Genomic DNA, 14,919 nt, shown 5'->3' on the forward strand with positions numbered 1-14,919 from the left:
ACAAACAACAAGGAAACAGCAGCAATACATACTAAATGCAGTCGAATAAGAAGTGAAGAATTGTATTTTCTAGTTGGTGTCATCATTTGAACGCTATTGGAAGCACTTCAAACTCATGAGAAATAACACATGTTAGTACCTTTTTACTAGTTTATGCACAGCATACAATACTGTCGCGAAACTATTTCACATGAAGTTTAAAAGCGCAACGGTTTACGATATTGGCTATATAGCTATATTAAGAGATTTGAGATTTCGTAGCAACCTGCCGTGTCCTGTATCCATCTCGTTACAATAGAATCAATTTATTTACTATCAATCATTTACAAACAAAGTCAGTGTAAATATTCTTGTAAAAAAATGCCGATAATAAGGTATTAGGTATCTATTATTTATTTGCTAAGCTGTTCGTATGGGATTACACCCACACGTTTTTCCCAAGCGAGATACTCTTTCAATAAGGATTGAACTTCCTTAGGATACTTGCTGCTCAAATCTATCCTTTCAGCTCGGTCGGTTTGAAGATCGTATAATTGCCAATTTTTATCAGGATATGCCTGCACCAGTTTCCATCGTCCTTTTCTTATGGCTTTGTTACCTTCATGTTCAAAACAGATAGCTCGCTCTTCAACCCCGCTATTATTCCAAAGCGCTGCTAACGCTGTCCCTTCCATTTCCCCAATTTGCTGATTATGATGTCGTTTGGGATAATTTGCTTTTGCCCATTGTTGTAGACTTGGCATAATATCAACTAAATGCGCCGGTGTCTCTACAATAGCTCCTTTTGGAATATGATTCGGTCCGAAAGCTATGAAACTCGTCGAATTTCCTCCCTCATAAACCCAATGCTTATAAGAACGATATGGTGTGTTTGACACCGCAGCACCCATTTTTCCATAAGCAGTAAAGGATTCGGGATGACTGGCAGGAAAATTATTCGCTAATTGTATCTCTTCCGTAAATCCATCGTGATCAATAGTTTCGTGACTTGCCCCATTATCCGACAGGAAAAGTATAATCGTATGATTCAGTTGCTTCTTAGCTTTCAGAAAATCCACCAATCGTCCTACCTGTTGATCTAATCGATCAAGCATGGCCGCGTAGACCGCCATACGTTCATCCCATTGAACTTTTTCGGCCCAAGTCAACTTATCCCATCCCGGGATGTCTTCGTCGTTCTCAGGCAAGCTAGCGGAGCTTGGGATAACACCAAGTTCCTTCTGTCTGTCAAAGCGGCGCTGGCGGATAGTTTCCCAGCCTTCCATATACTTCCCTTTATACTTTAAAATCTCTTCAGGTCGAGCGTGCAGTGGCCAATGTGGTGTTTGATAAGCCATATAAGCAAAAAAAGGCTGATCCTCTTTTTCGACAAGGTGAGTTTCCAAGAAATCGATCATACGCCACGTATAAGCATCGGTACTGTAATAGTTCGCAGGTACTTCCACTTTCTCTCGATCTAGAACAATACTAAGTTTTTGGTTTTTTCGATAGGGTCTATTTGCAAAATAGCTATTTGCGCCGTCGATCAATCCGTAATATCGATCAAATCCACGTTCTAATGGCCAGTTTATAGAATCTTGACCCACATGCCATTTACCAGTCATATAAGTTCCATAGCCAGCTGTTTTAAGCAATTCAGCTAAAGTAATTGATTCCCTGTTGAGAAAACCCTGATAGGCTGGAAACGGACGCTTGTTCATCATATCGCCTATACCTGCCTGATGCGGATATCGCCCGGTCAACAACGACGCTCGAGAAGGACAGCAGCGCGCTGCATTATAAAAGTTGGTCATTATCGTTCCTTCTTTCGCCAAACTATCCAAATGTGGCGTTTGAATTTCAGATCCAAAACAGCCCAAATCAGAATATCCCATGTCATCGACCAAAATGACAATGATATTGGGTCTTTGTTGCGCTTGCGTAGCAGCGGCGAAGAAAATGGCGATTGCCGCTCCGACGATATGGGTAATCTTTTTCATACCTTTATTTCTTGATCCATTGGGCGAGTCCTAATTTCGGATTGTTAGAAAGATACGTTGCAATAAGTTTGGCGTTTAAGACTGCACCATCCTTTAAAGTGTGTGTTGCGTCTTTCGCATCGAAATAATGCGTGTTGACATATTCTTGTCCCTGTTGTTGATATGCTGTCGCTACTAAATCTTGAAGTGGGATAAAATCTGCCGCTGATTGTGTAGCGGCCTCTTCGGCCCATTTCGCATAATCACTTTTGACAACTTCATTACCCTCCCATTTATTTCTTGGTATCGGTGAACAGATAATTGCTCGTGCTCCTCGATCTTTAATGTTTTTCACAAACCGACGTAGATAAAAACCGTAGCTATACACCATCTCCTTTTGCTTCAATAAAGGATTATTAACCTCTTGGTAATCATTAGAATTACCCCGAATAGTACCTCTTGCTCTCGCAGAGTCAACAATAGGGCTGGAATCATTATGACCAAACTGCATTAATACAATATCGCCCGGTCGCAGACTATCCAATATTTGTTGCCACAGCGACCTGTTCGTAAAATATGACCTGGAGCTGGTTCCACCTAAAGCCTTATTAAATACATCTACCTTTTCGCTATCCATATAATCCGCAAGGAAGCTTCCCCAACCCCATTGTCTGTTACTCCCATTTCCCTGTCCATTCCGTACAGTTGAATCGCCGATAATGTAAACACGTTGCTTTTCCTGTTTTATCAGAAAGCTACTTAAGGTCAACATGCAACATAACGCACATATTAAAGTGATAGTTTTACTTCTGCTCATAAGATATAATACTTTGGGATAAAGAGTTTTGTAATTTTTGAATTCCTTTCATAACACTAAATGCATTATATCGCGCACCGGCATAGTTGGTATGCGTATGATCCCCTGGAAAATAAAGCCTTTTGACGGCATCCGCGCCGATCATATCATAGTAAGCAGCCGTTAATTCATTCAAATCAATGAAATCAACTTGTTGTTCCAGCGCTATCTCTTTCGCCCATTTTCCAAAATCAGCATCTGCACGTTCCGTTTTCCCATCCGGCGTCCATTTATTACGAGGGATCATCGATAGGATAATAGGGATACCTCCTTTTGCTTTCGTTTCCTTTATAAAACGACGAAGATATTCCCCATAAGTATATACGACCTCTTGCTCCATGTTCGGCCAAATTAAAGTTAGAGAGTCCTTTCCTATTCCGCGGAGGACACCACGATACCCTTGCCGGGTCGTATCAGGCTTACTTCCCTCATTATGCCCGAACTGTATCATCACATAGTCTCCAGATTTCATTTCATCCAGTACTTTTTCCCATCTCCCTTCATTTCTAAAGGTTCTAGTACTTCTTCCTGCCATCGCTTGGTTGTCCACTTTCACCTTTGTACTATCTAGAAACTCCTGAAGAATACTACCCCATCCCCAATAGGTTTCATTCGAATTACGTACAGTAGAATCGCCAATAATAAATAATTTAGCGGGTCGATTTTGGAGAAAAAACAACCCAGTCATCATAATAAACAATAATTTTATATTAAGCATATATACTATTGATTTACAAAAAGATATTACTTTGATAGATTAAACAACTTACTCTCTATATTTCACAAGCTTTAAAGCTTGTTTGGGCACTAGTTTCATGCCCGGCCCCAAGTAAAATCCAGTATGCGGAGGTTGATTATACGCAACATTTTGCCAAGCGATGCCCAACCTATAAACAGGATCATGCATAAGGGTCGTAAAGCGAAAGGACGTTGGTATACTGCTCATATAGATTCGGAGAGATTTATTATCTGCAGAACGGAGTATTAGCTCTTCTCTCCAATCACCAAAGATATCGGCGCTCAGATTTGGCGTACGCTTGGTTCCATTGATAGAAGTAGCACCTTCGGCTTGGAAGATGACACCTTCATTATACTTTTCGATTTTATTATCATCCAAAAGCTCTCGACTTAGATCGCCGTCCCACCAGATTAAGAAATTAACAAATTTAGGTCGCGGTGCGACGGGTATCCCCTGCATATTATAGACCGAATCACGGACTAACCACCACATATAAGCTCCGCGATGATTTGGGTCTATCGATGCGGCTACACCTCTGGTGACATCTTCATCAATTGACTCCGAAAACAGCAGATCTCCATTTCGGGCATCTCGAAGTGAAACGCCTGCTCCTTTGCTCGATCCTTTATGTTCATGAATAGCAAATATTTCCAAACCCGCTCTATCGGGGTCCAAATCCGAGACGTGCAATGCATCTCCATGCCCTAAACCTGAACTATAAAGTCCTTTACCATCGTCATCAACGGTCATTGACCCATAAATGATTTCATCGCGACCATCCTGATCAACATCGGCAACCGCAAGGTTATGAAAACCTTGCCCTGAATATGGATGATCAGCATCCTCGGTATCAAAAACCCATCGCTTATTCAATTTTTTACCATCGAAATCCCAAGCGACCAGCGCCGTGCGATCGTAATATCCTCGGCACATAATTAAACTTGGTTTCTTGCCGTCAAGGTATGCTATCGCCGCTAAATACCGATCCGCCCGATTCGCCTTTTGATCTCCCCAGCTATTCGCCGTCCCACGTCCAGGAACATAATCAACCGTAGATATGGCTTCTCCGGTTAGCCCGTTGAAAACTGTCAAATATTCTGGGCCCTGCACGATCTTCCCAAAGGTTATTGATTTGGGGTCCTTATCTCTATAATCAGCATCTTTATTCCCCAAGACGTTTCCAATACCGTCTTTCGTTCCATCCGCTGTTTTGCATACAAATTCCGCCTTCCCATCCCCGTCTAGGTCATAAACCATGAATTGCGTATAGTGCGCCCCCTCCCGGATATTCATTCCTAGGTTGATCTCCCAAAGTAAAGTTCCATCTAGCCGGTAAGCCTGAAATATAGGTTCATCCGTCAAACCAAGATGAGAGTTATCATGCCCTTTCCCGACCTGATGAACGATAAGCTCATACTGTCCGTCGCCATCTAAATCGCCTACGGAAGCATCACCTGCAGTATAACCAGTAGGAAGCTTTAAAGGAATCTCAAAGTAGTTTTTGATCTCCTGACCGCTCTTAATCAGAAAAGTGTCTTCAAGAACTTCTTTTCCGCCTTTAATCGAATATAATTGGTATTCTATATCGCGATTAGCGATCAAAGATGAGTCGATATAATTAGTGCCCTGAACAAGGGTTTGGGTTGTCAGCAGCTCCTTTCCGCTGTCGGGAGTTTTTCTGTAGATTATGAAGCGAAGGTCCGGATCATCGGAAGCCAGCAGACGCCATGATAAGAAAGCAGAGTGACTGCTTGTTTTCAAACCGACAAAACCTCTATCCAACCATTCCATTTGTCGTTGGGCAAGCAACGTGCTCATGGAACAGCAGATAATTAATATCGTAAGAAACCTTATTATTGAAAACTGAAGCATAGCCACTCTGCATTTCAACCTATAATCTATTATTTAATCATTTTCCCGTTGATAGAGACATTCTTCAATGTCAGATTCTTGATGTATTCTTTATGCAATGCGCCTTGCTTGGCCTGTATTTTAAAGTTTTCGAAATGGAAATCTCTTAATTCATATTGGTCCGAGTTTACCACGTCAAAGAATATATCGCATTGCAAGTCAATATTCTTGATGGTAATATCGTGTGCATAAGATTTCTTAATTCCTTTCTCGCCTTTTAAGTCAAAAAACTGATTCCACGGTTTGATGAACAAAACACTATTGGTCGTTCCGGAAATGTTTTCAATTAGTATCTTCTCATATTCTTGAGGGGTATCCGGACGCATCTTCAACTGGAGCATTTTACGTGCGTGGTCCAAAACGTTGTTTCTGAAGATGATGTTGTAGCTATGAATAGATTCACTACCGCAAGTCAAGGCACTGTGACAGAAGCCAAATTTATTATTCTCAATGATGATGTTATAATTTGCGCCATTATCAGGATCCTCCGGTGCCTTCGGGCCTTTCCCTCCTTTCAGCGCGATAGCATCATCGTTGACCGATAGGTAACAGTTCTTGATCCAAACATGATTACAAACATCCAGATCGATCGCATCGGAGCTCGGCGCTTTAACAGGCTTTGCAGGCGCGGTAATTGTTAGGTCGAACATTTTCAAGTAATTACATTTATAAAAATGTGTTGTCCAAAAAGGAGAATTCTTCAACTTAATGCCGGATACCTGTACATGATCGCTATTCGAAACATATAGCAGGCGAGGTCGCATCTCGTCCATATTCGTACAGGATGGGTTAAATCCTCGCCTTAACCAAAACGCTTTCCAATAACGCAGACCATTGCCGTCGATCATTCCTTTGCCAGACACCGTGAACCCATCTACCTTATCAGCATTAACAAGTGCTGCAAAGTATTTAACCGTTTGGCCTTCAATTCTCGTCGTTAGGAGCTTGAAATTACTGATGTCGTCACTTCCTTTTAATACCGCTCCTTCCTCTAGATGGAGGTGAGTTTTAGGCTTAAAAAAGAGCGAACCGCTGAGGTAAATACCCCTAGGAATAACAACAACCCCTCCTTGCTTGGCAGCCTCATCGATTACAGCTTGAATCTTCTCGGTCTGTATCAGCGTACTATCATTGACGATATCATAGTCCGTAATTTTAAACTGCTTTCCCAATTGATCAATATTAGTTTCCTTGTATTCATCGAACCAGGAAGGAATAACAGAACCATCCGGAAATTTATTTTGAGCATTTAAAATATTGCCAACAAGCAATAAAAGAATTAAACAAGCATAATCGGTTAGGTGCTTTCTCATGAATAGTTGTATTAGAAGTGCAGTTTATATTTCGATATCCCTTTCTGCGTTAGCAAAAGGCAAATAGTTTATATGATTATTTAATTCTAAACTAGTGAAGTTTTATTGACCAAGGCAACCCGCCCTATCCTGCCGGGAGAGGCAAAAACAGGCTAGGTTGCCTTATTACCCCCCAAAAAGGGGCATTAAATTAAACGGATGGTCGAAGCACGGTATAGAATGGAACCTCTAGACGTGCCTGACTATTGTTTAAAATACTGGCGGCAGCATACTCTCCCATTAAATTGAAATCCGTAGAGATGGTGGTTATACCATCCAGAATAAATTGCTTTAGTGGCGTTTCATTGTAGGAGATGATGCCGATTTCGGAACCTACTGCCAAACCGCTCACCTGCACCTTTTCTAACAGACCTACCAAGTCATTATCAGCCAATAATATATAGCAGGTACCCTTAGCAATTTCCTCTTCGGCTACCTCGTCCACCAGCAAATGCTCAAAAGCATACTCATGGCAGAAACGATAGAAGCCTTTGATAATAGCCTTCGGATAATCGGAATGATCAGGAAAAACAAGTTTTATGGTATCATACTTGGAAAGTGGTTCGCGTATGCTCTCCAGAGCATCATAGATATCGTTTTCGTAGCTTTCACAAATAATTGGAAAATTACCCGACAAACCTTCGACATCCCTACCTAATAACACTAATTTCTCCGTTGGGATTAGAGAAATCACCTCTGCGGCTTTGTCACGACCTTCTTTGAAATATGGAAAAACTACAAAATGATCGTAATCTTGCGATAAACCCATGATCAAAGATTTCAAATGAGAAATATCACTATTATAAACGAAAAGATCGATTGATGCTTGGTCGCCAATTTCCTTTGCCAAAGCATCATAAACAATCTTCTTATGTACACTTAACTTGTTCAAGAAAACAGCAATACGTCTACGGATAAAGGGACGCATGCACACATTGTATCCTTTGCCGGGCGTTGAAGCGATTACGCCTTCTTTCCGCAGCTTTCGATATCCTTTCTCTACAGTTTCGCGCGCTATTTGTAAAAAATAACTTAAATCATTGATAGAGGGCAATGAGTCGCCAACCTCCACGATCCCGGACCGTATAGCGTCAATAACCGCATCTGCCAACTGCACATATTTAGGCGTCGTAGAAAACGCATTGATCTTAATAAATTTAATTAAATCACTGTGCAATGAAGCACGGGTGTTAGGGGCTAAAAATAGAGTCTCCATAACAATTAAGAATATAGGTTTAACATGGACGAGATTGAGATAGCAATTGGTTATAACCTCAATTCGTATAACTCAAAATTAGTGTGACTTTGGTTTTTCGACACCGTAATATTGAATCAGATTCCCCTGAAAATTGATTCAAATACCGTTTATTTTAACAAAAAACGGCAACTTTGAATAAAATTATCCCTCCGCTAGAGAATTAAGGCAAGCGAAAAATAACCCTTTCCGATATTTTTCATAGTTTAGAGTTCTATAGACTTAATACCTTCAATTTACCCGTGAGAAAGATCCTAAATATGCTGTGTATGGCTTGGCTATTCTGCCAAATAGGATTCATCTTAACAGCAAATGCTCAGTTTCTTTCCTTAAAATTCGACCATATCACTTCTGAAAATGGACTCCCACATAACACGATACATGGAATCGCAAAGGATAAGTATGGCTTTATGTGGTTCGGGACCTGGTCTGGATTATGTCGATATGACGGATATCAGATCAAAATCTACCGATATGACGCCCAAAATCCGAATACGATTGCTAATAACAGGATTCATAATATATTGTTGGACAGTAAAGGTGATTTATGGGTAGCAACATTTGAAGATCAAACACTCAGCAAATACAATTACCAGACCGACGACTTCACCCGCGTTCCATACGACAAAGGTCCAAAAGAAATCCTAGGCAAGATCAACAGGCGAGATCACCGATATAATGTCAAATTCCAATTTCAACAAACACAATGGCATCTCGACAACAATAAAACCGCTTTGGTTGAAACGTACTTACCAACAGGAGCTCAAAAACTTTATACGGAAGATCCTTCAAATCCCTGGGCAATTAATGACGCCTATATCAGCGATGTTTATCTCGACGAGCAGCATGTGCTATGGCTAGGTTCTTACTCCCATGGGATTAATAGAGCATATCTTGAGGCTACTCCATTTCATGCGCTCATGTACCATCCAGGAAGCAAACAATCCTTAGCAGAAAATACCATTCGATCGCTAACAGAAGACAGCCAGGGGAACTTATGGGTAGGAACGAGAAGCAAAGGAATTACAGTGGTAAACAAGAACGGAGATTTCCTGCAATACAAATCCGAAAGCAACAACCCCAATAGCATACAAAACAACTACATAAAGAAAGTATTTTGTGATTCTAAGGGTATCATTTGGATTGGAAACCAAGGCGGACTTGATCGGTATGATCCTAGGACCGACAAGATAGAAAGGCTGTACCATTCCTCCGTGAAAAGTAATCCGGTTTATGGCATTATGGAAGATCGGGATGAAAATATATGGCTTGCCACTTGGAAAGGCGTGGTTAAATGGACTCGCAAGAACCAATCTTTCCTATATTATAAGTTCGATGAGTTTTTAGCAGAACCACATTTTTGGACTATCCTACAAGACCAACAAGGACGCATCTGGCTTGCATCTGAAGGCAACGGAATTTTTATAGTAAAAGAAAATGCGGAAGGAAAGCTTCAAATTTTAAAACATTTACACCACGAGGAAAAGAAAACAAATACGCTGAGCGATAATAGAATATATGCGCTATTTCAAGACAAGCAAAACGATATCTGGATAGGAACCGGAAATGGCCTGGATCTTTATCACGCAAAAAACGAGCGTATTGAAACATTAAGCCGTATTTCAAACCTATGGCCATCCGGAACAATAGCTGGTGTGACGCAGGATAAGCAAGGCTATATATGGGTCAGCCATAAACAGGGAATCTCGAGAGTTGAAAAAGCAAAAATGCAGATACGCACGTTCTCGGACACCGATGGCTTATTAAGCACAGATAATATAGAAGGCGCCATATTCAACAGCAAATCAGCGAATCGCTTGTATTTTGGAAGCAATTTAGGTGTTTGCCACTTCTCTCCAGATAGTGTTAGGACTAACCCAGAGCCTCCAAAAATTGTGTTCACAGAGCTCAATATTCTCAACGAAGCGGTCGAAGTTCAGAAGAAAATAAACGACCGCGTAGTGCTGGAACGCCCAATCCATTTGACAGAACGTATTAAGCTAACACATGCCGATAAGACATTTAGAGTAGCATTCGCTGCTTTGCATTTCACGAACCCTAACGGAAACAAATACGCCTATATGCTTGAAGGGTTCGACGCTGACTGGATCTACACGAGTTCGAACAAACGGGAAGCCAGTTATTCGAATCTGCCGCCTGGAAACTACAAGTTATTAGTAAAAGCATCCAACAGCGATGGGGTGTGGACAGAGAAAGCTTCAACCCTTCAAATCGATGTGTTACCGCCTTGGTGGGAATCACCCCTTGCCTATTTGTTCTATTTCGCAATAGGACTCTTGTTATTATATATATTTTATTATTACAGCACTCGATACACGAAGTTAAAGTCTAAACTAGCCTATGAAGCAATAATCTACGAGAAAGAGCTTGAAATGCAGGGAAATAAATTGCAGTTCTTTACAAATATTTCTCACGAAATCAAGACGCCATTAACCTTAATCCTTTCTCCGATCGAGCAACTTAAGACATGGGCCGAGCATGACAAAAAGCCTACAGAGCAACTGGAGATGATGGAAAACAATGGTCGTCGTTTATTACGCACGGTTAACCAATTGCTCGATTTCCGTAGGTTGGAAACGGGACAGGAAAAAATAACAGTAGAACATACCGACATCAATAAGTTAATAAGCAACGTCATTGATTCCTTTAAGTTGGAAGCACGCAAGAAAGACATCAACTTAATTTACCAACCTTCACGATTCACATTGACTATGCAACTTGATGCCGATAAACTCGAGAAAATAGTCATCAATTTGATCTCCAATGCTTTAAAATTCACACCAGCAAAAGGGATTGTTAAGGTACGCCTAAAAGAGAGCAGCAACCATTTAGAAATAGACGTGCTAAATAATGGGCCAAGCATTGCAGAGAATGAGTTGGAAAGTATTTTTGAGCCATTCAAACAAGGAAAACATAAAATTGCAGGAGGAACTGGTTTAGGTTTAACTTACAGCAAGTATTTAACAAGCCTCCTCGGAGGACAAATCAGTGTAGAAAGCCGCTCGCATTCAGAACGACAACCACTGACTGCATTCAAAATCCGATTACCAAAACCGTTGACCGATGATATGTTTGAGGAGCAGACTAAAGACTTTAAGGAAAGTTCAGAAAGTCAAATTCTGCCGACAACAAAGACTATAGAGCCATCTAGTACCGTATTATCAAGAAAATGTAGCATTCTGATCGTGGAAGACAATATTGAGATGAACGACTACTTAGCGGATTATTTCAGAAATAGTTATACAGTATCTCAAGCTTACGATGGTGAAGAAGGCTTTGCTGTAGCACAGAAAGTGATGCCCGACTTAATTATCTCTGACGTGATGATGCCTAAGGTCGATGGACTAAATTTTACGCAGCAAATTAAATCCAACACCCTATTGCGCCATATACCCGTTCTTTTATTAACTGCTCGTTCCCTCCAGGAGCAGGAAATTGAAGGCCTCGCTATAGGAGCAGACGATTATATCATCAAACCCTTTCAACTACCGATTCTTGCATTAAAGGTTAAAAACCAGCTCATTCTGAGATTGCGACAACAAGAACTGTTTCAACAGTGCATCAGCATTGAACCGAGCCAAGTATCGATGCAGTCGCCTGATGAAATGCTCTTACAAAAGGTATTTGCATTTATAGAAAGCAATATGAGCAATTCCGACCTGAAGATCGACCATATCGGCGAGTCGATAGGCCTGAGCCGTGCTCAACTTTATCGAAAGATAAAATCCCTAACCGGAATGGGCTTGGCAGATGTAATAAAAGAATTACGATTAAAACGAGCGCAACAGCTTTTGAAAGAGCAAAAATGGATGGTGAGCGAAGTTGGTTATCAGGTGGGATTCTCCGATCCTGAATACTTTAGAAAAACCTTTAAAGCAAAATTTGGATACTCTCCAAGTGAATATGCCAAGAGTCACTCTTCGTAACTACTAAGGTAAAATTATTACCTGCTTCATTAACTTGTTAATCGAGTCTAAAAACATTTCGTTATAGTTTAAATTTAAATTTATTAAAAACTCGCCCCTTTTTAATGAAAGTTTGAAAATATCAACCGATTGTTTTCTACAAAAAAAACCAATAAAACACCGATTTCGCCTAATTGATATTACTTGAATTTTTTAGGAAAGTTAATTGCATAACCAATAAATATCTACAAACAATTATCGAATTACTACAAAATAACTAAAAGAACCTTAAATGTGACGCTCGTCACATTCTTAAAAGGGCACATTTCTCTATTTTTGTACAAAATATCACACGAGCACTAATAATTTTAACTACCTGATAAAATATATAGAGATGAAGGTAAAATATGTTCGACCAATAATTGAGTTGACAATTATCGAAATGGAGGAATCCATTGCAACGAGTTCAGCCACTGTTAATACAGGCGGTACCACAAATGAACCCAAAATCGAAGAGTGGGACAGCACACCCACCGGAAGTTTTAAAACTTACGACATGTAATTTTTAAACGCACACTACTTAACACACAAAAAGAACTATTAAAAACGCCCCCATGAAAAGGAATTCACGATTAGGTATGAATAAACCGATGCGACTAATTATCGGTCTATTATTCCTTCTATCATTAACGAATTGTAAAAAGGCGATCAATGAAGGCGAGCCTGAGGTGCCTTATGTCGCTAAAAATGAAACATCCATCGTATTTTCATTAGCTTCTATTGAAGATGCACAAGATACCGCCCCCTCTAATAGCAATGGTGAAGCCAGCGCATCTGCTGAGGGCTTACCACGTCTGAAAAAAGTGTCTGCACAAAGTGAAATCGTAAGTCTAGGTGATGTAGATGCAATTATGACAATCTCTGAAGATATTCCAGACGAATATCATCAAAAGGAAATCATCGGATCATCAGCAAGGATTTCCTCAAACGCTGAAAACAAGGCTGCTAGAGTCCTTGTTAATTTAGCCTCAGGGACGACTTACCGTGTCGTCTTATATACAGACAATGGAAGCGGAGCGCCAGGGACCTATGTCGGGCAGGCCCAAGGCAAAGTTGGAACCGCTAATGTATCGATCCCTGCAAATCGGAATACCAAATATGTTTGGTATGCTTATACCTTCAACAATACAAACAATATAAATGCCTATCCGACGACAGCTACGCCAACGTCCAGCATTGCGATTTCCCCGACATCGAATAGTAACACGGGACGTCACGATTTTGCATACTCCAAAGGTCTTATTACAACAAACAATGTCCTTAATGGAACCAACCCGATCAGAAATCTAGTATTGACTCGTAAAATATCAAGAATTATTGTCGAATTAAATTCCCGAGGGATGTTTGCTCCGATTACTTATGCTAGTCTTCGTTTTGGTAGCAACAGCGGAATGGCATCTGCCAACTTCTCGCTAAGAGATAGTTCCCTATCTAATATATCGCAGACATTAGGTGCCCTGAACGCTTATAACCATAATAGTTCAGCATTCGTGGTTCCTGTTGGCACAGACTCTGTTTTAAACCTGAATACGAAGAAACGATATACCTTTTACACGCCAACGAATGGAGTTGGTACTCGAGCTTTTACCGTTGCGATCGATACCATCAGATTGACCAGTCAACGTGTTAGAGAAGACAATACAAATTCCGTAACTCCTCAAACGACTGCGGTAGAGCGAATGTTCACCAATAAAACATTCAGCTTCCCTGCATTTATTGCGCGCCCTGGAAAAAGCTATTTCCTATCTATTAAGCTTGTAGAATCGCCGATTACTGTCGGAACAACGAAATGGGCTAGAGCGGATGTATGGCGAGACGCTACTGCTAACACAAGCACCACTATTGGATTAAGACAAGCTTATAAATTCCGCTATGATAATCCATTATACAAAACAACGACCGCGGTACCTGCTAGTGATTATTTCACGAACGATATTTACAACATTAGCGGAACAGGAAAAAATATTTGCGAACTAGTTTACCCGGAGGGAACATGGGACCTACCAACAACTACGCAAATCGATGAACTGCAGAACCTTCTAAATAAGGAACAACCAGAAACCAGTCACTACCGTTGGTATTTAAAGATCAACGCGACCGCCGCAACTGCAACACAAGGTTATCCTAATGGCTTTTTATCATTTTCACCGATAGGTTATAAAACCAGCCAAAACGGATCCACGTTTGATTTCCATCCCGGCGACCCTACATATTTCGAGGAAACCCACGGTTATTGGCGAACAAAAACTAGAGGCACTTATGCTCAGTCTTTAAATGCAGAGGGTACCGGACCTTTATTTCAAGGTATCATGATGTCTAAACACGATATGGATGAAACACGACTTGCCCCTGTTCGCTGTGTGAGAAAATAGTATTTAGTAGTTAGTATTTAGTAATTAGACCTAGGACGGGAATAGATTTTAGATTTTAGATATTAGACGTTAGATATTAGAGCAAGGCGCCGATTAGGCGCCTTTGTTTTTGCTCGTTTGTCTTGAACCAGGAAACGAAGGATGAAAGGATCGGCAGGAGCTTGTGGAAAGGTTTTTTTTGAACCTTTCGCTTAAACAAGAAAGGCAAATTTGTCTTATCCTTTGGTTTAAACAAGAAAGGGAAATTTGTTCTGAACCAGGAAAGGAAGGATTAAAAGATTATCAGGATCCTGCCAATCCTAAAATCCTTCCTTTCCTGGTTCAAAGACAAATGCATCCTGCAAATCCTAAAATCCTTACTTTTCCTGGTTCAAAAAAATTCCACAACCTCTTAAAACCAAAAGTTCAAAACAAACCGTAAAAAAATGGCAATCAATCTGGCCAGCATAGGTCTTTATACTAACTACTAAATACTAACTACTAATGCGAA

General features: G+C 40.6%; 9 protein-coding genes. 3 read left to right on the forward strand and 6 right to left on the reverse strand.

All coding sequences use genetic code 11. The features are described from left to right. Window positions 1-392: 392 nt before the first annotated feature. From B2400_RS01025 to B2400_RS01050, 6 genes are all read right to left on the reverse strand, one after another. Window positions 393-1,979: an arylsulfatase gene (locus B2400_RS01025; RefSeq protein WP_293930229.1), complete on the reverse strand. Its 1,587-nt coding sequence runs from the start codon at window positions 1,977-1,979 to the stop codon at window positions 393-395. Between the two features lie 4 nt (window positions 1,980-1,983). Next, window positions 1,984-2,775, reverse strand: coding sequence for an SGNH/GDSL hydrolase family protein (locus B2400_RS01030; protein ID WP_293930231.1), 792 nt, complete (start codon window positions 2,773-2,775; stop codon window positions 1,984-1,986). Beyond that, window positions 2,762-3,532, reverse strand: a complete 771-nt coding sequence (locus B2400_RS01035) for a rhamnogalacturonan acetylesterase (protein ID WP_293930233.1) — start codon at window positions 3,530-3,532, stop codon at window positions 2,762-2,764. Before B2400_RS01035 ends, B2400_RS01030 begins: the two co-directional genes overlap by 14 nt. Window positions 3,533-3,580: 48 nt before the next feature. Then, entirely contained in the window at window positions 3,581-5,371 is a 1,791-nt protein-coding gene (locus tag B2400_RS01040) for a rhamnogalacturonan lyase (RefSeq protein ID WP_286651488.1), read from the reverse strand. An 83-nt stretch (window positions 5,372-5,454) separates the two neighbouring features. Continuing rightward, a complete protein-coding gene (locus tag B2400_RS01045) occupies window positions 5,455-6,777 on the reverse strand; it encodes a rhamnogalacturonidase (RefSeq protein WP_149525482.1) in 1,323 nt (440 codons plus the stop codon). Between the two features lie 190 nt (window positions 6,778-6,967). Next, window positions 6,968-8,032: a GntR family transcriptional regulator gene (locus B2400_RS01050; protein ID WP_149525481.1), complete on the reverse strand. Its 1,065-nt coding sequence runs from the start codon at window positions 8,030-8,032 to the stop codon at window positions 6,968-6,970. A 281-nt stretch (window positions 8,033-8,313) separates the two neighbouring features. On the opposite strand from B2400_RS01050, the gene B2400_RS01055 reads away from it, so the two are divergent. From B2400_RS01055 to B2400_RS01065, 3 genes are all read left to right on the forward strand, one after another. Then, a complete protein-coding gene (locus tag B2400_RS01055) occupies window positions 8,314-12,018 on the forward strand; it encodes a hybrid sensor histidine kinase/response regulator transcription factor (protein WP_293930236.1) in 3,705 nt (1,234 codons plus the stop codon). A gap of 593 nt (window positions 12,019-12,611) precedes the next feature. Next, a complete protein-coding gene (locus B2400_RS01060; protein ID WP_286651486.1) occupies window positions 12,612-14,429 on the forward strand; it encodes a hypothetical protein in 1,818 nt (605 codons plus the stop codon). 163 nt (window positions 14,430-14,592) lie between these two features. Next, window positions 14,593-14,850: a hypothetical protein gene (locus B2400_RS01065; RefSeq protein ID WP_293930238.1), complete on the forward strand. Its 258-nt coding sequence runs from the start codon at window positions 14,593-14,595 to the stop codon at window positions 14,848-14,850. The last annotated feature ends 69 nt before the right edge of the window (window positions 14,851-14,919 follow it).

It is taken from the genome of Sphingobacterium sp. UBA6645 (assembly GCF_002455685.1).
Lineage (GTDB): Bacteria > Bacteroidota > Bacteroidia > Sphingobacteriales > Sphingobacteriaceae > Sphingobacterium > Sphingobacterium hotanense.

What these genes read in the sequence shown, in the direction of transcription:
- B2400_RS01025 (WP_293930229.1), bottom strand. Translation starts at nt 1,979, where the DNA reads ATGAAAAAGATTACCCATATCGTCGGAGCGGCAATCGCCATTTTCTTC.
- B2400_RS01030 (WP_293930231.1), bottom strand. Translation starts at nt 2,775, where the DNA reads ATGAGCAGAAGTAAAACTATCACTTTAATATGTGCGTTATGTTGCATG.
- B2400_RS01045 (WP_149525482.1), bottom strand. Translation starts at nt 6,777, where the DNA reads ATGAGAAAGCACCTAACCGATTATGCTTGTTTAATTCTTTTATTGCTT.
- B2400_RS01060 (WP_286651486.1), top strand. Translation starts at nt 12,612, where the DNA reads ATGAAAAGGAATTCACGATTAGGTATGAATAAACCGATGCGACTAATT.
- B2400_RS01050 (WP_149525481.1), bottom strand. Translation starts at nt 8,032, where the DNA reads ATGGAGACTCTATTTTTAGCCCCTAACACCCGTGCTTCATTGCACAGT.
- B2400_RS01040 (WP_286651488.1), bottom strand. Translation starts at nt 5,371, where the DNA reads ATGAGCACGTTGCTTGCCCAACGACAAATGGAATGGTTGGATAGAGGT.
- B2400_RS01035 (WP_293930233.1), bottom strand. Translation starts at nt 3,532, where the DNA reads ATGCTTAATATAAAATTATTGTTTATTATGATGACTGGGTTGTTTTTT.